We start from the raw sequence: 20,885 nt of genomic DNA on the forward strand, positions 1-20,885 counted from the left end.
TTGACCGCAGGCAGGGCGCCCCCGAGAATTACGCGACTAATTCTCATTTGCTGTTGCGCAGGATGCGGGCGGCAGCCCTCCTGGCTTTCATCCCCCGATGTTCAAGAACGTCCTGTTCCAACTGCACTGGCTGCTGGGCATCACGGCCGGCACCGTTCTGGCCATCATGGGCCTGAGCGGCGCAGCCCTGTCTTTTGAAGATGAACTGCTGCGCGCCGCCAACCCCGGCTTCGCCGCCATCGCCGAACATCACGCCGAAGGCCAGCAGCCGCTGCCCCTGAGCGAGCTGGTGCCGATGCTGCAGGCCGACAGCAAACGGCCGTTGCAGCGGCTGCGCGTGGATGCCAGCGGCCAGCGCCCATCGGTGGCCCGTTTCGCCGGCGGCAAAGCGCACTGGGTGTACTTCGACCCCTACAGCGGCGAGCGCTTCAGCGCCCTGCGCGGGCAGGCCTTCTTCGACTTCGTCGAAGACCTGCACCGCCACCTCGCCGCGGGCGAGCGCGGAAAATGGATCACCGGCAGCTGCGCGATCGCCCTGCTGTTCTTCACGCTGTCCGGGCTCTACCTGCGCTGGCCCCGCCGCTGGTGGCACTGGCGAAGCTGGCTGGCCGTGGAATGGAAGCGCAGCGGCCGCGGCTTCCTGTGGAGCCTGCATTCGGTGGCCGGCACCTGGGTGCTGCTGATCTACCTGATGAGTGCCCTGACCGGCCTGTGGTGGTCGTTCGACTGGTATCGCAGCGCGGCCAATGCCCTGCTCGGCGTGGCGCCACCGGCCAAGCAGGTGATCGATGCCGGCGCCGTGCTCGACCTGCGCCGCGTGGAAACGACGCTGTACGCGCAGGCCGGGGCGCGCACCGGTTACATCGACCTGCGGCTGCCCGAGAAGCCCGGCCAGGCACTGAATGTGCGGACCATGGCGGGCGATCCAGCATTGCGCGGCGGCCATCATGATCGCGCGCACGATCTGCTGCAGCTCGACCCTGCCAGCGGTGCGATTCTGGACGCGCGACCCTACGCGCGCCAGGGCGCTGGCGGTCAGCTGGCTACCAGCGTGTTCGCGCTGCACTCGGGCAGCTACTTCGGGATTCCCGGGCGCATCATCGTGATGCTCAGCAGCCTGGGCATGAGCCTGTTCTTCATCACCGGCTGGCTGCTCTATCTCGACCGTCGCCGCAGCCAGCGCGCCGCACGTGCGCTGCGCCAGCCGCTGCCGGCGGCCGCAGCCAACGGCGCCGCATGGCTGGTGGTGCATGCCAGCCAGAGCGGCCTGGCCGAACAGCTGGCATGGCGCGCGGCAGCGCAGCTGCAGGCCAGCGGACAGGCGGTGCAGGTATTGCCGCTGGCAAGGATCGACGCGCACCGCCTTCAGGCGGCGAGCCACGCGCTGTTCGTGCTCAGTACCTTTGGTGACGGCGAACCGCCGGATTCGGCACGACGTGCCTCGCGCCAGCTGCTGGGCCGATCATTGGACCTGGCCACACTGCAGTTCGGCATGCTCGCGCTGGGCGACCGCCAGTACCCGCACTACTGCGCCTTCGGCCGCCAGTTCGATGCGTGGCTGCTGGGCAACGGTGCCCGCGCGATGTTCGACCGCATCGACGTGGACGCTGCATCGGTCGCGGCATTGCGCCAGTGGCAGCAGCAGCTCGGCCTGTTGACCGGCATTGCTGCCGACGACAGCGTGCTGCCGGCGGCCACCCGCATGCACGACTGGCAGCTGCTGGATCGCCAGCAGCTGAACCCGGGCAGCGTCGGTGGTCCGATCTGGCGGATCCGGCTGGCCGCGCCGGATGACGTGCAGTGGCAGGCCGGCGACATCCTGCACATCGCGCCGCGGCACAGTGCCGCGCATGCCCGTGCGGTACTGCGGGCGCATGGACTGGACCCGCTGCAACCGCTGCTGATCGAAGGCGGCACGCAGACCCTGCAGTGCCTGGCCAGCGAACGTGAACTGCCGGACGCGGCCAGTGCGCTGCAGGTGCAGGATGCCGGACGCTGGCTGACGGCCCTGCCCGTACTGCCGGGCCGCGAGTATTCGATCGCCTCCTGCCCGGCCGATCGCGTGGTGGAACTGGTCGTGCGCCTGGTGCACGACAACAACGGGCGCCCGGGGCTGGGTTCGGGCTGGCTGTCGCTGCATGCGCCGGCAGGCGCGCACATCGCCGCGCGCGTGCACCGCAACCCCGGCTTCCATCGCGTGCCGGGCGCACCCATGGTGCTGATCGGCAACGGCACCGGCATCGCCGGCCTGCGCGGCCTGCTGCGCGAGGCGGCACACGCAGGCGAGCACGGCCACTGGCTGCTGTTCGGCGAGCGCCAGCGCGCTCATGACTTCCTGTTCGCCGATGAGGTGAGCGCATGGCAGGCGCAGGGCCATCTGATCCGGGTCGACCTGGCGTTCTCGCGCGACGCAGCGGGCGGTTACGTCCAGGACCGCCTGCGGTCGGCCTGCGATGAACTGCGGGAATGGATGCAGCGTGGCGCCGTGATCCATGTCTGCGGCTCGCTGCAGGGCATGGCCGAGGGCGTGGATCAGGTACTGCGGGGCGCGCTCGGTGACGAGGTGGTGGAAACGCTGCTCGAGAGCGGCCGCTACCGGCGCGACGTGTATTGAGCCGCGCCGCCGGGCTGGACCCGGCGGCGGACGCGATCACGCCGCCGCGCGGGCCTGACGGTCCGGCTGCAGGCGGAACGCGGACACGGCTTCGGCCAGCGCGCGCACCTGCGCCTGCATCTGCGCGGTCGACGAGCCGGCTTCTTCCACCAGGCTGGCATTGCGCTGGGTACTGGCCTCCATCTGCACGATGGCGTGGTTCACCTGGGCGATGCCTGCGTGCTGATCCTGCGAGGCGCTGCGGATGCCAGCGAGCAGGTCCGCCAGCTGCTGCACGCTGCCGACGATCTCGTCCATGGTGGTGCCCGCCTGCGCGGCCTGCACGCTGCCCTGGCCGACGCGTGCCACGGAATCCTCGATCAGCGCCTTGATCTGCCTGGCTGCCTCGGCACTGCGCTGCGCGAGCAGACGCACTTCCGCCGCGACCACCGCGAAACTGCGGCCCTGCTCTCCAGCACGCGCGGCCTCCACGGCGGCGTTGAGCGCAAGGATGTTGGTCTGGAACGCGATGCCGTCGATCAACTGGGTGATGTCCCCGATGCGGCGCGATGCTTCACTGATGCCCTGCATGGTCTCCACCACCTGACCGACGGCCATCCCACCCCGCTGTGCAACCGCTGCAGCCCCCTGCACCAGCGCGTCGGCACGTCCGGCGGCGTCGGCGTTGCGGCCGACGGTGTCGGTCAGCTCATGCATCGAGGCTGCGGTCTCTTCCAGATTGGCCGCCTGCTGCTCGGTACGCTGCGAGAGGTCGTGATGGCCAGCAACGATTTCACCGACACCGCTGTCCAGGCTGGCAGCGGCGCGCTGGATGCGGGTCACGATGCGGCCGAGCTGTGCGACGGTTGCATTGGCGTCGTCGCGCATACGCGCGAACACGCCCTGCAGCTGGCCTTCCATGCGCACGCTGAGATCTCCTCGGGCCAACGCCGCCAGCAGTGCCTGCAGGTCCCCCAGGTTTGTTTCAAAGGTGGACAGCAGGCGGTTGATGCTGGTGGACAGCGTATGCACGAAACCGTGCTTGCCCTGCAGCGAAATGCGCCCGTGCAGGTCACCCTGCGCGGCAGCGTCGACCAGTGCCGCCACCTCGGTCTCCAGCAGCGTTTCCAGCGCACGGCTGCGCCACTCCAGCGCCACGCCCAGGAACTGGTCGTCATCGACGATGGCATTGGCGATCAACTGATAGCGCACACCGGCATGACTGATTTCCCGCTCCTGGCGGTGGCGCGCGTCGACCAGGCTGGCCAGGGCCGGATGCATGTCCCGCGCGTCAGTGCCGACCAGCGCGTCGGCCTGCAGGCCCAGCACGTGCCGCAACGCAGGATTGGCGTAGGCCACCTGGCCTTCGGCATCGACCACCATCAGCCCGGTCTGCGCGCAGTCCAGGGCCTGGCGTACGCGCGTGTTGCCACGGGCCATCGCACGCTCGGTCTCGATGCGCGCACGCAGCCGCTGCTGCATGTCCACCAGGCGCTGTGCCAGCTGGCCGATCTCGTCGTTGGCGTTGTGCACGCGCAACGTGGTATCGAGCCGGTCATCGGCGATGTCGCTGGCGAACCGCAGGGTGTCCTGGATCGGCCTGCGCACCGCGCGCAGCACCAGCAGCAGGCTGGTGATCAGCACGCCGGCCACCAGCAGCAGGGTGAGGGCGAACAGCACGCTCATGGTGCGTGCACCGGCCTGCTGCCGCGCCTGCGCCAGGGCCAGCGCCTTCACCTGTGCCTGCTGGAAGGCGGCGAGCGCGGGCGCCACGCCGGCAGCCGTCTCCAGCAGCGATTGCGTCTCCACATCAAGGCCGACGCGGGCAGCGGTATAGCCGAGCAGTGCCGACTGATAGGCGTCCATGCCGGTGCGGAGCGCCTCCTGCACGTCGGGCGGCAGCCCCGCCAGCGCCAGATCGAACGGCAGCTTCTCTTCGCTGGCGCGGTCGGCATGAGTCGAATCGCCATCGAGCAGCAGCAGCGCTTCCTGGCGCCGCATCTTCTGCAGGTGCAGCGCCAGTGCCGGCCGGTCCAGGCCATCCACCCGCTGCTGCAGGGCATCGGCGGCCTGCTGCAGTTGTGCAGCCAGGCCGGCATCACCCCGCCCCATCTCATCCACACGTTCGAACAGCGCGGCCACTCCCTGCGAGAATCCCTCGGCGGCCTCGGTGAGCGCCTGCAATGCCTTGCGGCGACCGGCATCCATCGGCATCGCCCTGAGCGCATTCAGGTCGACCTGCAATGCCTGCTGGGCCGCCTGCAGCTGGCTGCGGTCGGCATCGTCGAAACTGCGTGCATACTGGGTCTGCAGGCGACGCGCCTCCGCCACCCGTGTCGCCAGGCGTGCGGCCAGATCGCTGCCACGCTGGTAACTGGCCTGACTGCGTGCGGCCTGGCTGCTGGCATAACCGGTCCAGGCATGGACAGCGGCAATCGCCACCAGGCCCGCGCCGCAGACCAGCAGGGTGGCCTTGAGTTTGTTGGCCACGCTGAGTCGATGCGGCTGCAGCCAGACCAGCAGGCGTGGAAACGCCGAGCGCATCGCGATGAGACGGGTGCGCAGGGACCGAAGGGGGACGGCGGCCGACATCACAGACTCCAGGCGGAAGGACGCACCTGTATCGGCCTGACCGGCGGCAACTTTAGGCACATTGCCGATGCCGTGGCACGCACCGTGCCGGTTGCGCTCTTTGTACCGGCCCCAGGCGACGGAGACGTGACACAGCGCCCGCGCTTGACCTCAACCCCGGTTGCGGTTGCACAGTGGGATTCTTCCCACCGGCCGCCCTCGCCATGACCCCGCTCGACGTCCCCCGTTATCTTCAGCGCCTGCAACTGGATGCTCCGCCGTCGCTGGACCTTGCCGGACTGACCCTGCTGGTGCAGCGCCACAACGCCCTGCTCCCTTTTGAAACCCTCAGCAGCCTGCTGCGCGACGCGGTGCCGATCGATCTGGACAGCGTGCAGCACAAGCTTCTCGACCAGCAGCGCGGCGGTTACTGCTTTGAACTCAACGGCGGCCTGCTGGCGCTCCTGCAGGCAGTGGGCTTCGACGCACAGCCGCTGAGCGCGCGCGTGCTGCTGGCAGCACAGGACGATGCCCCGACGGCGCGTACCCACCTGCTGCTGCGCGTGCACGTGGAGGGAGAGGACTGGCTGGTCGATGCCGGCTTCGGTGGCCTGACGCCGACGGTGCCACTGCGGCTGCACGAAACGGCGCCGCAAACCACGCCGCATGAGTCTTTCCAGCTGCAGCAGCTGCCGGGCGGGGACGAATTCGTGCTGTCCGCCCAGGCGGGCGACGCATGGCGGGCGCTGTACCGCTTCGACCTGCGGTCGCCAGCGCCGATCGACAACGTGGTGGCCAACTGGTACGTGTGCACGCACCCGGATTCGGGTTTCCCTGGCCAGCTGCGCGCCTCACTGGCCGGCCCGGACTGGCGGCGCACCATCGGCAGTGGCAACTACACCGAGTACCGCCCCGGGCAGGCGCCGCTCAAGCGCCCGCTGCGCGATGCCGCCGACGTGCGCGACGTGCTGCAGTCGGCATTCGGCCTGCGCGTGCCGGACGATGCGCGGCTCGATCCGGCGATCACCGATTGGCTGCAGCGCTCGCACGCCGCATCACGGTAGCACCGCGCGGCACGGTGCCCGGGTTACGGCGTCACCGGCGCCTGCAGCGCAATGCGGTTGCCCTCGCTGTCGCAGATCTCGGCCACCCGCCAGTGGCCGGCACCATGCAGTTGCAGGTAGAAGGCAATGGCGCGAGCAGGTCGCTGGCCGGAATCTCGACATGCGCGATGGGGTGCATCGTCGCAGGATGGCGCCGCCCTGACATTCCGTGCGCATCGTTGCGGGCATGCTGGCCTGCCCACCCTTCGCTGAGCGCTGCATGACCCTGGCCGATCACCGAAGTGCACTGACGCCACTGGGCCATCTGCGCGTCGCCATCAATCTGGGGGATCCGGTCCTTGCGAGGGGCGACGCACGATCGCCGCGCGGCCCCTCGGTGGAGCTGGCCACCGCGCTGGCGCAGCGGATGGGCGTGCAGGCGCGATTCACCTGTCACGATGCGGCCGCATCGGTGGTCGCGGCGGCAGCCGACGACGCATGGGACCTGGCCTTTCTCGCCATCGATCCGGCACGAGCCGATCGCATCGCCTTCAGTGCACCGTATGTGGAGATCGAAGGAACCTACCTGGTGCGCGAGGACAGTCCGGCGCGGCAGGTGGCCGATCTGGACCGCGATGGGCTGCGCATCGCCGTTGGCCGGGGTGCCGCCTACGATCTGTTCCTGAGCCGGGAACTGCGGCACGCCACGATCGAGCGTGCCGACACGTCGGCGGCAGCCATCGATCTGTTTGACGCGCGGCGCCTGGATGCCGCCGCTGGCGTGCGCCAGCCGCTGCAGGCCTGGGCACTGCAGCATCCGGGACACCGCGTGCTCGCCGACCGCTTCACTGCGATCCAGCAGGCCGTGGCCGCACCTGCGGCGCGCCCCGCTGCCGCCCTGCGGGCCCTGTTCGACGAGGTCGAGGCGATCAAGGCAGGGCCCCTGCTCGAGGACGCTTTCGCACGTTCCGGACAGGCGGTCACCCTGGTGCGATGACGCAGCAGTGGCCCGCAGCACGCGGCAGGTGGCTGCGTGCGCCGGGCCGGATCAGCCCTGCGTCTCCATGTGCCGCGCATGCTCGCTGGCCTGCGCATGCAACCACTCACGGAAGGCGAGGAATCCACGGTGGCGCGCCGAGCGCTGCGGATACACCAGCCAGTGCGGCCAGGCCGTTTTCAGCCGCTGCTCCGACAATGCGACCAGCTGGCCGGAATCCAGCAGCAGGCGCGCGCGCGTCAGCCGGCCCAGGGCCACGCCGACACCATCGAGCGCTGCACGGTGATGCGCTTCCGAATCGTCGAGCACCGCCACGAACCGCGAAGGGGGGCTCTGCCCGATCAGGGCAAACCACGCGGCCCATGCGCCATCCGGATCGCCCAGCAGCGGCCACTGCGCCAGTGGAGCACGGTCGATGCCGCCCATCCGCGCGATCAGCGCCGGGCTGGCCATCGGCACCAGCCACTCATCGAACAGCCGCTCGACCACCAGCCCGGCCCATTGCCCGCCGCCTACGCGCAAGGCCGCGTCGAACTGCAGCTGCCGATCGAAATCGACAAGGCGTTCGCTGGACTGCAGGTTGATCTCGATCTGCGGGTGTGCGGCGACGAAATGACCCAGCCGTGGCACCAGCCATGCGGAGGCCATCGACGGTACGGCGCTGATCGTCAGCACATGTTCGGCGCGCGCGGCGTAGCGCTGGAACACCTCGTTGATTGCATCCAGGTGCGGCCCGACCCGATCGAGCAGGCGCTGGCCCTCCAGGGTCAGTGCGACCCCGCGCGCCTGGCGGACCAGCAGCGGCTGTCCGAGGCGTTCTTCGAGCTGCCGCATCTGGTGGCTGAGCGCGCTGACGGTCAGGTTCATCGACGCCGCGGCGCGTGACAGGTTGCCCAGGCGCGCGGCAGCCACGAAACCCTGCAGGGCATGGAGGGGTGGGCGGGACATGAGGCTTGAATCCTGTTCAAGTCAAGCTTGCGGAAATGTCGCTTTTTGCGTCCTCATGCTGCCCGTATCGTTCAATCCACTCAAGTGGAGCGACGATCATGAACATCTTCAGCAGTCTGTTGTTCCTGCACGGTCACATCACAAGCGCTGAGCTGGCCCGCCAGTTGGCCACGCCGGTGGCCAGCACGACCGGGGCACCGGCAAAGCCGTACCGGACCACACACCTCGACCGTCCAGCTGCGGCAAAGGTGCCTTGCCCCACCTGCCCCGCCCCGCGCTGAGCGCGACAGCGGCGGGCTCACAGGGGCCGGGCCGCTAGTGCCCGTACCAAGCCTGCACATGGGGCGGCAGCGATGGCAGCGGGTCGATGTCCAGCGCGCGATAGCCATCGAGGGTATCGCGCAGCACCGCCGGTCCGGGGCTGCCCGGCATGCGCAGGCTTTCCTCTTCCGGCAGCTGCAGGGCGGCCCAGTCATGCAGGCGATCCAGCCGCTGGACCATGGCGGCGCGCAGCCAGGGGCGCAGCGGGAAGGTCCGATATCCGCGCCCATCCAGCGCACGCACAGCATCGGACAGGGCCTGGTTCGCGCCACGCACCCATTCGGTGCGTCCGCCGGCCTTGTCCTGCACGGTCATCGGTGCCGGCGCGCGATGTGCACGAAAGGGGGAACGCAACTCCAGCTCCAGGTCACGCGCATCGCGCTCGGTTTCCGCCTCCACCAGCGCCCCGGCGCACAGATCGAAGAACTCGAACCAGCGCCGATGCAGTGCGCTGATGCGGCCGAGCGGGTCACGCGTAAAGCCGATCTTGGCGTAATCCTCCCAGGCGCAGGGAAAGACGTAGGCGAAGACGCGACCATCGATGCGGATCTGCGGTTCCATCGGCGCAGGCTGCATCGCCCCGGACGCGATGGCAACCGGGCCGGACCGTGCACTGTTCTGCTCAAGGCCGCTGCAGTACGTCCTGCACTGCGGCAGCCACGTCGGTGTTGTCGATGTAGCTGCCATCATTCCACCGCACATGCTGGCGGTAACCGGCGTCGATGCCGCGCACTCGGGCGCTGAGCCGCTCGGCGCCCGCGCCCTTGGCCCACAGCGGTACCAGTGCGTTGGAGTGATTGCCGGTGGGGCGGAAGCTCATCCCCGGCATCCGCCCGCGCCCGTTGTTGCGCACCGGCTCGAACGCCACCTGCTGCGCGTCGGGGCCCATCGGCATGCTGTTGTCGTGGTCGGTGGTGACGATCAGCAGATTGCGCTGCCATCCGCCGTTGCGCTCGATCCACGCCACCACCGCCGATACCGCATCGTTGAACTCGACCGTCTCTTCGATCAGGCGGCCGTACTGCGGCTGGTCGCCGCACTGGCCGTAATGCCATTCCGTGCCGCACGCGCTGGTATGCGCGGCCCAGTCGGTGGCCCCGCCTTCCACCATCAGGAACAGGCCCTTGGACGAGCGCTGCTGCAGGAACTGCAGGGCGCCGCGGGTCATGGTCGCCAGGTCCGGCACGCTGTCGATCTTCCTCACGCCGGAGGGAGTAGTCGCATCCCTGCCCAGGACCTGCAGCTGACGCGCCTGCTGCAGGGTGCTGGCCACACGCGGTACGCCGATCAACGGGCGGTCGGCTGGCAACCGTCCCTGTGCAAGCGCAGCGAACGCTTCCCTGCTGCGGATCAACCGCCACGGTCCGGCAGGATTGCCGGCGATGGGAGTGCCTGCTTCCAGCTGCTGCCAGTCCTGCTGCGACACCCACTCCCAGGGGTTCGCGCAACCTTCTTCCTTCACTGCGCCTGCATCGTCATCGCAGGCGCGGCCATCGACGCTGTAGCCGGGGCCGCCGGTTCCCATGACCAGGTCCATGTGGCCCTGCGCCAGCATCTGGTGGGCGATGGCATGGTAGTTGTTGCGCGACGCGTTCTGCGCGGCGAACGCGGCCGGTGTCGCGTGCGAGAACGGCACCGAGGTGACCACACCGGTTGCCATGCCCAGGCGCTTGGCGCGCAGGGTGTTGAACTCGACCGCGACGCCGTCGTTGTTGACGTTGATGGCGTTGTTGTACGTCTTGATGCCAGACGACAACGCCGTGCCCGCCGCGGCGCTGTCGGTCGCCACCGCGGCCAGATACTGATAACCGGCGAACGGAAGATCCGCTGCCGGTACCGGGGTGGCATCCCATGCTTTCGCGGCGTCGTAGCCAAGCGTCTGCGCCGAATCGTGCGTGGGCTGGCTGCTGGCGTTGAGCGGGAACGTGGCCACCGCAAGGCGCTGCGGGAAGTGCGCGTACGGGGCGCCTTCGCGGCTGCCATACTGCCAGTACGCGGCGGCATCCCAGGTTCCCCAGCCCGCGCCGTCGTTGATCATCACGATCACGTTGTGCGGGTAGCCGCCGGTCGCCACCGGCGCCTGCGCACGCGGTGCCGGCTGGCAGCCGGCGAGGGCTGCCAGCGCGGCCAGAATCGAAGGGTAGAGCCAACGGCGCGGCGTGTGTGCGGTCATCGTGCATCCTGTGGGGTCGGGCAGGCGGCCCGGAATGCGCGACGTTATATCATTGCAATATTGCAGATTCACGCATCCTGGCAGCGGTATCCTGTGGAACGTCTCCCCTGCCGCGCCACCATGCCGTCTCCACGTCCCCCGGTCTCCTCGATCACCCTGGATGCCGGCAGCTTCGCGGTCATCCACCAGGAGAACGCCGACCTGCAGCGTCCGCCTGCTTCACTGACCAAACTGATGACCGCGTACGCAGCCTACGAACAGGTCGCATCCGGCGCCGCCGCTTGGGAGATGCCGGTGACCGTTGCCGCCGAGGACGTGCACGCGGTTGCTGACGATGAAACGCGCATGGGCCTGGTGCCTGGCGAAATGGTCACACTGGGCCGGCTGCTGCAGGGCATGCTGGTGGTATCGGGCAACGACGCGGCCCTTGTGCTTGCCCGCCATCTGCACGGCTCGCAGGCGGCGTACCTGCAGCACATGAACGCGCTGGCGCGGCGTCTCGGCCTGGGCAGTACCTGGTTCGCGTCGGTGTCCGGCATTACCACGCCGCGGCACGTATCCAGCGCACGCGACATGGCGGTGCTGGCGGGCCGCCTGCTGGCAGATCATCCGCAGGTGCTGGCCATCACCGCACAGCCGGCGTTCGCGCACCGGACGTTCAGCCGCAGCAACCAGAACGCACTGCTCGCCGATGAAGGTGTGGACGGCCTGAAGACCGGCTATACCCGCGCGGCCGGGTTCTGCCTGGCGGCTACGGCGCGCCGCCCCATCGCCGGACACGCGCAGCCGGTGCGATTGATCACCGTGGTGCTTGGCTCGGAAGACCGCGAAGCACGCGATGCGCGGGTGCGCAGGCATCTTGCCAGTGGATTCGCCGCGTTGGCCGGCGACACCGTCGCAGAAGCCTGAGCTGCGCGGGCAGTCAGTCCCGTACAACGGTGGATACGATCACCCGCTGCAGTTCGCGTTCCGCGTCGGCTTTGCCGATCGCGCCATTGGCCACCGCTTCGGACAGCGCTTCGGCAGCGCCGAGGATCGCCCAGCGCCCCTCCACCGGTACCTGGCCGTCACCGGCGAACGGGCCCAACCAGTCCGCGCAGTTGTCGATGAACTCCTGCTGGTAGCAGTGCCGCACCTCGCGCAGCTCCGGCGCGCCGACCAGCGCTGCGAGGATGCTCTGCACGTCGCTGCCCTGGCTCAGCACGCAGTCAATGTAACCGGACGCGATGGCCGCTGCGCGCGCGGTCAGTTCTGCCGGCGCCGCGGCGATACGGTCATTGAAAATGAGCGTCTGCCGCTGGTCGTAGTCATGGTAGAGCGCCGCCAGCAGGCCGTTGCGCGTCACGAAGTGATCGTAGGCCACCGGCTTGGTCACGCCCGCCGCTTCGGCCAGGCGCCCCAGGGTCAAGGCATCGGTGCCTTCGGCGCCTACCAGCGCCCATGCGACATCCAGCAGCTGGCGGGCCCGCTGCTCGCGGGTCAGTCGGCGACGCGTGGGGGTGTCGGTGGCAGGCATCGGCGGAACACGGCTGTCAGCTCGTTGGATGTCCGATTTTACGGCCGATCTCCATCGCGGTCTGCAGATGCGCCGCGGCCGCCCCGGTGTCCGCCTCCAGCAGCAGGGTGGAGGACAGCACGCGCGCGCCGCAGTAATCGAAGATGCCCATGTCGATCTGCGTGTTCATGGCCGCGCCATAGCCACGGCGTTCAATCATCGCGGCATCGGCACCCCCGATACCGACCAGATGCACCTGCAGCCGCTGCAGCCGCTTCTCCACTTTTCCATCGGCACCCTCGGCGTAGGCCCAGCCCTGGGTGAAAACGCGATCGATCCAGCCCTTCAGCAGCGCCGGGAACGACCACCAGTAGAGCGGGTAGACCAGCACCAGCGTGTCGGTCGCATCCAGCCGTGCGTGCTCGGCCGCCACATCGGCCGGTGGCGGCGCGATGCCGCGGAACAGGGCCTGGTCCTGCCCGTTGAAGCGCGGGTCGAAGCCTTCGGCCATCAGATCGGCCATGGCGGTGGTATTGCTCTCATCGGCATCGGCGATGGCCTGCGCGATGCGAGCGGCTACCGCGTGGGTCAGCGAGGCAGGATCGGGATGGGCAACAACAATCAGGCTGTGCATGGGCAACTCCGTGGAGATTAGTTACTAATGGTAACTAGCGAACCCAGCCCGATCAGCACTGCCAGCAGGACACTGTTTCTGGCGTTCTGTATCGCCTCAAGTCAAATGCAAATGATTCGTGATACTATTGTTAAGGAGATCTGAAACCCCACACGGACGTCCCAGCCATCGCCAGTGGACCCCTCACCCGGAGTACCGCGCGATGTTGCATGCCAGTCTGAAGTCCCGTCGTTCCGTTGCCACGCTGGCCGTGGCCATCGGCCTTGCCCTCGCCTCCCAGGCCCACGCCGAGGCGTCAGCCGATGCCGCCGCCAAGCAGATGGACACCGTGGTGGTCACCGCCACCGGCGCCCAGCAATGGATCCGGGATGCCCCCGCCAGCATCAGCGTGATCACCCGCGAGGACATCGAGCGCAAGCCGGTCAGCAGCATCGGCCAGCTGCTGAGCACCGTGCCCGGCGTGACCGGCGGTTACGCGCTGTCCGGTGCGCAGTCGAAGATCCGGCTGCGCGGCCTGCCCGAGCAGTACACACTGATCCTGATTGATGGCCGCCGCCAGGGCAGCTCGGCCGGCGTGAACTATCGTGATGACCTGGGCCCGCAGGATCTGAACTGGCTGTCGCCGGACATGATCGAACGCATCGAAGTGGTGCGCGGCCCGATGTCCTCGCTGTACGGATCGGACGCGATGGGGGGTGTGATCAACATCATCACCCGCAAGATCGCCGACCACTGGGGCGGCTCGGCCACCTTCAACTACAGCAAGCCCGATTCGGACACCCGCGGCAACACCACGCAGATGGGAGCGCTGTTCAGTGGCCCGCTGACCGACAACCTGGGCGTGCGCATCGGCGCCAACGTCACTGACCGCGAATCTGACCGCGGCGCGCGGCAGACACCGGGCAACAAGGCAGAGAACGCCAACGTGCTGTTCGACTGGCGCATCAGCGACAGCCACGTCGTGGGCGTGGAGGCCTCGCGCGGAACGCAGCGCAACAGCGGGGCCGGCCAGGTCAACAGCTGGGGACTGTCCAAGCTGGTGCAGACCGGCTACGTGATCCGCCATGACGGCACCTACAGCGACGCCACCACGTCCAAGACCACGCTGGTGCAGAACGAATACGAAGACAAGGGCAGCGACGTCGGCAACCGTTCGAAGGAAACGGTGTTCGATACCGCCTTCAACACCGGCTTCCACTGGGGCGTCGAGCACAGCCTGAATGTGGGCGGGCAGTGGAAACGCGAGGAGTTGGAGAACAGCGACACCATCGGTACCGTTCCGGTCACCTGGACGGGCAGCGGCCGCATCAGCCCGACCAGCGAGGCCGACTCCTGGGCGCTGTTCGCCGAGGACCACCTCACCCTGCACGAGCGCTTCGTGCTGACCCTGGGCCTGCGCTGGGACAACACCGAAAACTACGATGACAACCTGAGCCCGCGCATCTACGGCGTCTGGCACCCGGCCGACGCATGGACCGTGCGCGGTGGCATTTCCAAGGGCTTCCGTGCCCCCAACCTGAAGCAGGGAACGGCCGGCGCTGCGACCCAGTCCGGCGGCAACGGCTGCCGTGCCCTGACCGCCGAAGGCTGGAGCAGCCGTTCGGTGAATGCCGACGGCACGCGCGGCTGCTACATGGCCGGCAACCCGAACCTGGAACCGGAGACCAGCACCAACTACGAGCTGGGCGTGGGCTTCGACCGCGAGGGCTGGTCGGCCTCGGCCACCTACTTCCTGACCAACTTCGACGACAAGATCGAACAGGTGCCGCTGAGCCAGATTCCCGGCCAGACCACCAGCTTCGTCAACGGCTACTGGTGGACGGTGGCACAGAACATCCAGAAGGCACGCACCCGCGGTGTGGAGGCCAGCGTGACCGTGCCGCTGCACGAGCGACTGAGCTGGACCACCCATGCCACGCGCATGCTGGAATCGAAGAACCGCACCACCGGCGCCACCCTGCTGGTAGTACCGGAGCTGACCGCCAACACCTCGCTGGAATGGCAGGTGACCGATGCCTGGTCGTTGAATGCCAGTGCGCAGCACATCGGCAAGCAACTGGTATCGGCCACCAGCGCGACCTTCGCCAAGGCGTACACCACCTGGGATCTGGTGACCGGCTTCGACGTGAACGAGAACCTGACCCTGCGTGCCGGCGTCCTGAACGTGGGCGACGTGTCCACCATCGACGAAGGCAACAACTACGACGGCGGCGCGCGCACCTTCTTCGTGGGCGCCACCGCACGGTTCTGATGCAGCACTGGCTCGGATCCCTTCGCGCAGCGAAGGGATCCTGCCGTGCATCCGCGGCCCTGCCTCAGCGGAACAGCGCGTTCAGCGCCGCACCCGATGCTGCCGCCTGCAGGCCATCAAAGCGGCCTTCCTGCTGGATGGGATCGGTGGCCCGCATCAATCCCCCCCACGCCGCACGGGCCAACGCCCCGCCCAGGCTGACCCGGCGTACCCCCATCGCAGCGATGTCCTGCAGCGTCAGTGACGTCGGTCCGCCCACCAGCAGGTTCACCGGCTTGCCGCCGGCCGCGGCCACCACCGCCTGGATCTGTTCGGCCGTGGTGATGCCCGGTGCGTACAACACATCGGCACCTGCGGCCGCGTAGGCACGCAGGCGCTGCAGCGTGTCTTCCAGATCCGGTACGCCCACGAAGAAGTTTTCCGCCCGGCCCACCAGCAGCACATCGGCCGCGGCGCGATCGATGGCCGCACGCGCCGCACGCAGGCGTTGCACGGCCTCCTCCAGCGGGCGCAGCGGCGCGTCGGCCAGACCGCTGGCATCTTCAATCGACAGAGCGGCGATGCCCGTATCCAGGGCCGCCGTCACGGCCTCAGCCACGTCCTGTGGCGTGGCGCCGAAGCCATCGCCGAAGTCTGCGTTCACCGGCAGGTCGGTGGCGGCCACCATCAGCCGCAGGTGGTCAAGAGTCGCCTGCAGCGATACCGCACCATCGGGGCGACCTTCGCTCCATGCACACCCCGCGCTGGTGGTGGCCAATGCCAGGAAGCCCTGCCGCTGCAGGTAGCGCGCGCTGCCGATGTCCCACGGATTGGGCAATACGAAGCAGCCCTGCGCATGCAACTGCCGGAACGTGGCACGTCTGCGGGCAGTGGTGGCATCTGCGCTGTTCATGGCGGGTATCCGTGCGGTGAGCTGACCACCCTATCCGGGCGGCGCACAGGACTCAACGCACCTGCGGCGCAGCATCAGGTGATGCCACCGGATCATTGGACGCGGCCCCGCATCCGTCCGACGGTGACGGTCCGCCGTCCACGGAAACAACCATGCCGCGCTCCCCGCATTCTTCTGACGCCATTGCTGGCGACGACACCGATGCACACCAGGCCGCGCCGTTCTCACCCAGCCGGCGCCGCCTGATCGCATCGGCCGGCCTGGCCGCAGGTGGCCTGGCCGGCGCCACGCGTCCGGCCGCCGCAACACCGGCCCGAGAGGTGGCGAACACGACCGCACCGGGGCGTCCCGGATTCCAGGCGATCGTCCCGCCGCCGGCGCAGGGCCGCAGTCCCTGGGGACAGGACACCGCCAGCGAACCGACCCCACGACCGCGCAGCACACGCCCGGGCGAATCGCCATTGCCGACCCTCCCACGCCCCTACACCGACATCAAGAGTTACCACGCCCACATCTATTTCGACGAGGACACCTCGGCCAAGGCCGCACTGATCCGGCGCTGGGTGGCGGAACGCTTCCCGGTGGAACTGGGCAACTGGAATCCGGAGCCACGCGGCCCCCATGTCACCCCGTCCTTCTACTTCGGCTTCACCAACGATCTCCTGCCGGTCGTGGTGCCATGGCTGCAGCTCAACAGCCTGGGCCTGACGATCCTCATCCACCCCAACACCGGCGATGGGCGCGCCGACCACCTGCATTACGCGCTGTGGGTGAACCGCGCGCAGCCGGTGAACGCCTACGACTGGCCCGCGCCCCGGCCGGGCGAGCAGGAGCCGCTGGAACAGGTGTTCCCCAACGTCGTGCCGACGCGGCCGCTGGAAACCTGAGCAGCCCCGCCCGGCCTGGCCGGACAGGAGCGGTCGGCCGCCATCGTCGGCGTACGTGCGGGTATCAGCAGCCGTCGCCACGTTCAGCGCGCCTTGAAGCGCTGCCCGGCATACGGGCACAAGCGCTTCCAGCGATTTCAAACAATCGATTGAAACGCGGCAAACTTCGCCGAACTGGACAGCATCGGCCGCTTCCGCCAGACTGCCGCCCTTTCCAGTCGATCGGATCCCATGGCGAAGCTGCTGGTCCTGCACGGCCCCAACCTCAACCTGCTCGGTACCCGCGAGCCGGAGGTCTACGGCCACACCACCCTGGCCGACATCGACCAAGCGCTGGCCCGCCAGGCCGACGCCGCCGGGCACGTGCTGGAGAGCCTGCAGTCCAACGCCGAACACGCGCTGGTGGACCGCGTACAGGCCGCCCGCACCGACGGCACGGCGTTCATCCTGATCAACCCGGCCGCGTTCACCCACACCTCGGTCGCCCTGCGCGATGCGCTGGCGGCCGTGGCCGTGCCGTTCATCGAAATCCACCTGTCCAACCCGCACGCCCGCGAACCGTTCCGCCAGCACAGCTATTTCAGCGACAAGGCGGTCGGCGTGGTGTGCGGCTTCGGCGCCGACAGCTACCGCTACGCGATGGACGCGGCGCTGCTGCGGCTGTCCGCCACCTGATTGTCGACCCGGGCGCCCACGGCGCTCTCCTCACCTAGATAGAAACCCAAGAGGCCCTCATGGATCTGCGCAAAATCAAGAAGCTGATCGACCTGCTGGAAGAGTCGAACCTGGCCGAAATCGAAATCAAGGAAGGCGAAGAGTCCGTGCGCCTGTCGCGCGCGCCGGTCGCCGGCTATGCCGCCCCGGTCGCCGCACCGGTGTATGCCGCCCCTGCCGCACCGGCGCCGCAGGCAATGCCGATGCAGTCGCCGACCGAAGCCTCCACCGGCGGCACCGCCAAGCCGGGCCCGGCGCTGCCGGAAGGCCACGTGCTGCGTTCGCCGATGGTCGGCACCTTCTATGCCTCGTCCGCTCCGGACAAGCCGGCCTTCGTCACCGTGGGCCAGCAGGTCAAGGAAGGCGAAACCCTGGCCATCATCGAAGCGATGAAGATGTTCAACCCGATCGAAGCCGACGCGTCCGGCACCATCGTCGCCATCCTCGGCGAGAACGGCCAGCCGGTGGAGTTCGACCAGCCGCTGTTCGTGATCGGCTGAGGGGCACGCCATGCTCGACAAAGTCGTCATCGCCAACCGAGGGGAGATCGCGCTGCGCATCCTGCGCGCGTGCCACACCCTGGGCATCCGCACGGTGGCCGTGCACTCCACGGTCGACCGCAACCTCAAGCATGTGGCCATGGCCGACGAGTCGGTCTGCATCGGCCCGGCGCCGTCGCCGCAGAGCTACCTCAACATCCCCGCCCTGATCGCCGCGGCGGAAGTCACCGATGCCCAGGCCATCCATCCGGGCTACGGCTTCCTGTCGGAGAACGCCGATTTCGCCGAGCGCGTGGAGGAATCCGGCTTCATCTTCATCGGCCCCAAGGCCGACACCATCCGCATGATGGGTGACAAGGTCGAAGCCATCCGCGCCATGAAGGCCGCCGGTGTGCCGTGCGTGCCCGGCTCGGGCGGCCCGCTGGGCGAGGACATCGTCGCCAACACCAAGATCGCCCGTGAGATCGGCTACCCGGTCATCATCAAGGCAGCGGGCGGCGGCGGCGGTCGCGGCATGCGCGTGGTGCACGCCGAAGCCTCGTTGAAGACCTCGATCGAAACCACCAAGAGCGAAGCGAAGGCGGCGTTCGGCAATGGCGAGGTCTACATGGAGAAGTTCCTGGAGAACCCGCGCCACGTGGAGATCCAGGTGCTGGCCGACGGCCAGGGCAATGCCATCCACCTCGGCGAGCGCGACTGCTCGATGCAGCGCCGTCACCAGAAGGTGGTCGAGGAAGCGCCGGCACCGGGCATCACCGCCGAGCAGCGCGAGCAGATCGGCAAGGTCTGCGTGGAGGCCTGCATCCGCATCGGCTACCGCGGCGCCGGCACGTTCGAGTTCCTGTACGAGGACGGCCGCTTCTACTTCATCGAAATGAACACCCGCATCCAGGTGGAACATCCGGTCACCGAAATGGTCACCGGCATCGACCTGGTGGCCGAGCAGCTGAAGATCGCCGCCGGCCAGAAGCTGTCGATCAAGCAGAGCGACGTGGTGCTCACCGGCCATGCCATCGAGTGCCGCATCAACGCCGAAGATGCTGAAACCTTCGTGCCGAGCCCGGGCACCATCACCGGCTTCCATCCGCCGGGCGGCCCCGGCGTGCGCGTGGACACCCACATCTACAGTGGTTACCGCGTGCCATCGAACTATGACTCGATGATCGGCAAGCTGATCGTGCACGGCCCGGACCGCGAAACCGCGATCGCCCGCATGCGGGTGGCGCTGAGCGAAATGGTGGTCGACGGTATCAAGACCAACATCGCCCTGCAGCAGCGGATCATGCGCGACAAGGGCTTCCAGGCCGGTGGCCAGAACATCCACTACCTGGAAAAGCGTCTGGCCGAGCGCAAGAACAAGCCGATCGCGCTGACCTGATCGGCACAGGTGCCGGACACGAAAAGGGCGGGGATATCCCCGCCCTTTTCTGCTTTCTGCAGCGCCTTCCCCCGCGCCCGGCGTACCGGGAAACGCAGCCGCGCGTGAGGGCCCGGCGCTGCAGGATCGGTGTCAGCGCCTGTCGGCCGCGGTTGCCGGAATCTGCGAGTTCGGCAGCGGGCGCACACCATTGGGCGAGGTCGGATCGACGATCACCATGGTCTCGGTCGAGCCATCGGGCCAGACCACCTGGAAGGTGCTGCCCGCCGGCAGCGATGCGAACGGCACGCCGCTCTGCGCGCGATAGACCGCAGCGACCTGGCTGGCGCCGGCGCGGCGCAGGTCTTCCTGTGCCTTCACCGTGGTCAGCTCCACCTTCGACAGATGCCGGTAGCGATCCTCGTAGGTATCGATCATCAACAGGCCCACCGCGCCGGCCGAATAGGCCACGAACAGTGCCACCCAGAACCAGAACTTGGCCCCGTGAAGGAATCGACGGTAGTTCATGGCCTGCTCCCCCTTCCAATCAATCGCTTGATCCATTCGTTCATCTTCCCAGCACCTTGCCGCGAAACCGCAGCGTCATACACGAAATCCCGGAAATCCTGCGTCTCATCCTGCGAACAGATCCCTCCATTCGCACAAAAACTGTTGACCAGCACACTGTCGGCCCCACACGGTAGACCGAGTTCGCAGGCCGCAAGCCGCCACGCCATTTCGCTGAGCTGCTCGCCGGCCACCAGCCCGTCCAGTGCACTGTCACCGGCGGCGCGCACGCCCATTCCCGGAGCGAGGGCCATGAATGCCTCCGGATCGCGCGACAGGCGCACGCGCTCGACCAGGCCACGGCGGTAGTCCGCGCTGTCATGCAGCGGCTCACCTTCAGCGAACAGCGCGGCTTCGGCCGCCAGATTGCCCTGCGCGGCCGCCTTGCGACGCTCCGCCAGCACCAGCGCCGCGCCCAGTTTGTCGCCGGGCACGAACCCGCCGCAGCGCTGGGCCACGCGCTCGCGCGCATCGACCATGGCCGGTGCGGCACTCAGGCCCAGCCCCGCCAGCACGTTGTTGTCCAGGCGATACCCCCCGGGATCGACCGCGTACTGCGCGCAGTAGTCATACACCCGGCTGAGCATCCAGCGCGCTTCGTGGTTGCCACCGTCGGCCTGCGCACGCAACCGCTGCGCATAGGCGAACAGATCGGTGGCGCCCTCGATGTCGGCCCGGATGTCCAGCGGCAGGCCGGACGGCAGTGCGCCGCCCCGCTCGAAGGCCGCCAGACGCCGCGCCAGCGCCTCGGGCATGACCGGCATCGTCGTCCCATCCTCGTTGCCCGCCACCTGGGCCGTCGGCAGCCCGGAGGCCGCGACCGGAGACGATACCGAGCCCACGTGCCCGCTGGCCCGATACCCGGCCACGCCCAGCACGGCCACCGCCGGCAGCACGAGCAACCAGGTTTTCAGGGTCGGAGCGAGGGCCATCGGCAACGGA

At 68.3% G+C, this 20,885-nt stretch carries 18 protein-coding genes; 9 read left to right on the forward strand and 9 right to left on the reverse strand.

Annotated features, from left to right (window positions below; translation table 11 throughout):
• Positions 1 to 97 precede the first annotated feature (97 nt).
• The gene (locus AC06FB_RS08750) at positions 98 to 2,614 is read left to right on the forward strand and encodes a PepSY domain-containing protein (protein ID WP_478053589.1); all 2,517 of its coding nucleotides are present in this window, start codon (positions 98 to 100) and stop codon (positions 2,612 to 2,614) included.
• Between the two features lie 36 nt (positions 2,615 to 2,650).
• On the opposite strand, the gene AC06FB_RS08755 is transcribed toward AC06FB_RS08750, so the two are convergent.
• Positions 2,651 to 5,185 (reverse strand): methyl-accepting chemotaxis protein, encoded by a 2,535-nt coding sequence (locus AC06FB_RS08755; RefSeq protein WP_478053590.1) that lies wholly within the window; start codon positions 5,183 to 5,185, stop codon positions 2,651 to 2,653.
• A gap of 203 nt (positions 5,186 to 5,388) precedes the next feature.
• On the opposite strand from AC06FB_RS08755, the gene AC06FB_RS08760 reads away from it, so the two are divergent.
• Together AC06FB_RS08760 and AC06FB_RS08765 are read left to right on the forward strand one after the other, a co-directional pair.
• Positions 5,389 to 6,228, forward strand: coding sequence for an arylamine N-acetyltransferase family protein (locus tag AC06FB_RS08760; protein ID WP_478053591.1), 840 nt, complete (start codon positions 5,389 to 5,391; stop codon positions 6,226 to 6,228).
• A gap of 259 nt (positions 6,229 to 6,487) precedes the next feature.
• Entirely contained in the window at positions 6,488 to 7,204 is a 717-nt protein-coding gene (locus tag AC06FB_RS08765) for a transporter substrate-binding domain-containing protein (protein WP_478053592.1), read from the forward strand.
• 51 nt (positions 7,205 to 7,255) lie between these two features.
• Here the strand turns inward: AC06FB_RS08765 and AC06FB_RS08770 are convergent, their stop codons facing one another.
• The 3 genes from AC06FB_RS08770 to AC06FB_RS08780 form a co-directional block, all read right to left on the reverse strand.
• A complete protein-coding gene (locus AC06FB_RS08770) occupies positions 7,256 to 8,152 on the reverse strand; it encodes a LysR substrate-binding domain-containing protein (RefSeq protein WP_065174425.1) in 897 nt (298 codons plus the stop codon).
• A 315-nt stretch (positions 8,153 to 8,467) separates the two neighbouring features.
• The gene (locus AC06FB_RS08775) at positions 8,468 to 9,034 is read right to left on the reverse strand and encodes a GIY-YIG nuclease family protein (RefSeq protein ID WP_111186278.1); all 567 of its coding nucleotides are present in this window, start codon (positions 9,032 to 9,034) and stop codon (positions 8,468 to 8,470) included.
• A 61-nt stretch (positions 9,035 to 9,095) separates the two neighbouring features.
• The gene (locus tag AC06FB_RS08780; protein WP_478053593.1) at positions 9,096 to 10,646 is read right to left on the reverse strand and encodes an alkaline phosphatase; all 1,551 of its coding nucleotides are present in this window, start codon (positions 10,644 to 10,646) and stop codon (positions 9,096 to 9,098) included.
• A 120-nt stretch (positions 10,647 to 10,766) separates the two neighbouring features.
• Between AC06FB_RS08780 and AC06FB_RS08785 the strand changes: the two genes are divergently transcribed.
• On the forward strand, positions 10,767 to 11,555 hold the full coding sequence (locus AC06FB_RS08785; protein WP_478053594.1) for a D-alanyl-D-alanine carboxypeptidase family protein: 789 nt from the start codon (positions 10,767 to 10,769) through the stop codon (positions 11,553 to 11,555).
• Between the two features lie 13 nt (positions 11,556 to 11,568).
• On the opposite strand, the gene AC06FB_RS08790 is transcribed toward AC06FB_RS08785, so the two are convergent.
• Positions 11,569 to 12,162: a TetR/AcrR family transcriptional regulator gene (locus AC06FB_RS08790; protein WP_053515691.1), complete on the reverse strand. Its 594-nt coding sequence runs from the start codon at positions 12,160 to 12,162 to the stop codon at positions 11,569 to 11,571.
• Between the two features lie 16 nt (positions 12,163 to 12,178).
• A complete protein-coding gene (locus AC06FB_RS08795) occupies positions 12,179 to 12,775 on the reverse strand; it encodes an NAD(P)H-dependent oxidoreductase (protein ID WP_053515689.1) in 597 nt (198 codons plus the stop codon).
• Between the two features lie 202 nt (positions 12,776 to 12,977).
• On the opposite strand from AC06FB_RS08795, the gene AC06FB_RS08800 reads away from it, so the two are divergent.
• Complete coding sequence (locus AC06FB_RS08800; protein ID WP_128987703.1) at positions 12,978 to 15,026, forward strand: TonB-dependent receptor domain-containing protein; 2,049 nt, start codon at positions 12,978 to 12,980, stop codon at positions 15,024 to 15,026.
• Positions 15,027 to 15,090: 64 nt separating this feature from the next.
• Here the strand turns inward: AC06FB_RS08800 and AC06FB_RS08805 are convergent, their stop codons facing one another.
• A complete protein-coding gene (locus tag AC06FB_RS08805; RefSeq protein WP_180875469.1) occupies positions 15,091 to 15,918 on the reverse strand; it encodes an isocitrate lyase/PEP mutase family protein in 828 nt (275 codons plus the stop codon).
• A gap of 152 nt (positions 15,919 to 16,070) precedes the next feature.
• Between AC06FB_RS08805 and AC06FB_RS08810 the strand changes: the two genes are divergently transcribed.
• The 4 genes from AC06FB_RS08810 (at position 16,071) to accC (ending at position 19,397) form a co-directional block, all read left to right on the forward strand.
• Positions 16,071 to 16,805, forward strand: coding sequence for a DOPA 4,5-dioxygenase family protein (locus tag AC06FB_RS08810; RefSeq protein ID WP_253119278.1), 735 nt, complete (start codon positions 16,071 to 16,073; stop codon positions 16,803 to 16,805).
• 231 nt (positions 16,806 to 17,036) lie between these two features.
• Positions 17,037 to 17,480 carry a type II 3-dehydroquinate dehydratase gene (gene aroQ / locus AC06FB_RS08815; RefSeq protein ID WP_053515684.1) on the forward strand — a complete coding sequence of 148 codons (444 nt, stop codon included), beginning with the start codon at positions 17,037 to 17,039 and terminating at the stop codon, positions 17,478 to 17,480.
• 59 nt (positions 17,481 to 17,539) lie between these two features.
• Positions 17,540 to 18,019: an acetyl-CoA carboxylase biotin carboxyl carrier protein gene (gene accB, locus AC06FB_RS08820; protein WP_053515682.1), complete on the forward strand. Its 480-nt coding sequence runs from the start codon at positions 17,540 to 17,542 to the stop codon at positions 18,017 to 18,019.
• A 10-nt stretch (positions 18,020 to 18,029) separates the two neighbouring features.
• A complete protein-coding gene (accC, locus tag AC06FB_RS08825) occupies positions 18,030 to 19,397 on the forward strand; it encodes an acetyl-CoA carboxylase biotin carboxylase subunit (protein WP_014648613.1) in 1,368 nt (455 codons plus the stop codon).
• Between the two features lie 132 nt (positions 19,398 to 19,529).
• Here accC and AC06FB_RS08830 read toward each other — a convergent pair whose 3' ends face one another.
• Both AC06FB_RS08830 and AC06FB_RS08835 read right to left on the reverse strand, forming a co-directional pair.
• A complete protein-coding gene (locus AC06FB_RS08830) occupies positions 19,530 to 19,904 on the reverse strand; it encodes a hypothetical protein (protein WP_111186284.1) in 375 nt (124 codons plus the stop codon).
• A complete protein-coding gene (locus tag AC06FB_RS08835; protein WP_053515678.1) occupies positions 19,901 to 20,875 on the reverse strand; it encodes a hypothetical protein in 975 nt (324 codons plus the stop codon). The genes AC06FB_RS08830 and AC06FB_RS08835 overlap by 4 nt, the downstream gene beginning before the upstream one ends.
• Positions 20,876 to 20,885 lie beyond the last annotated feature (10 nt).

The sequence above is a fragment of the Stenotrophomonas sp. Steno-C15 genome (genome assembly GCF_056393265.1).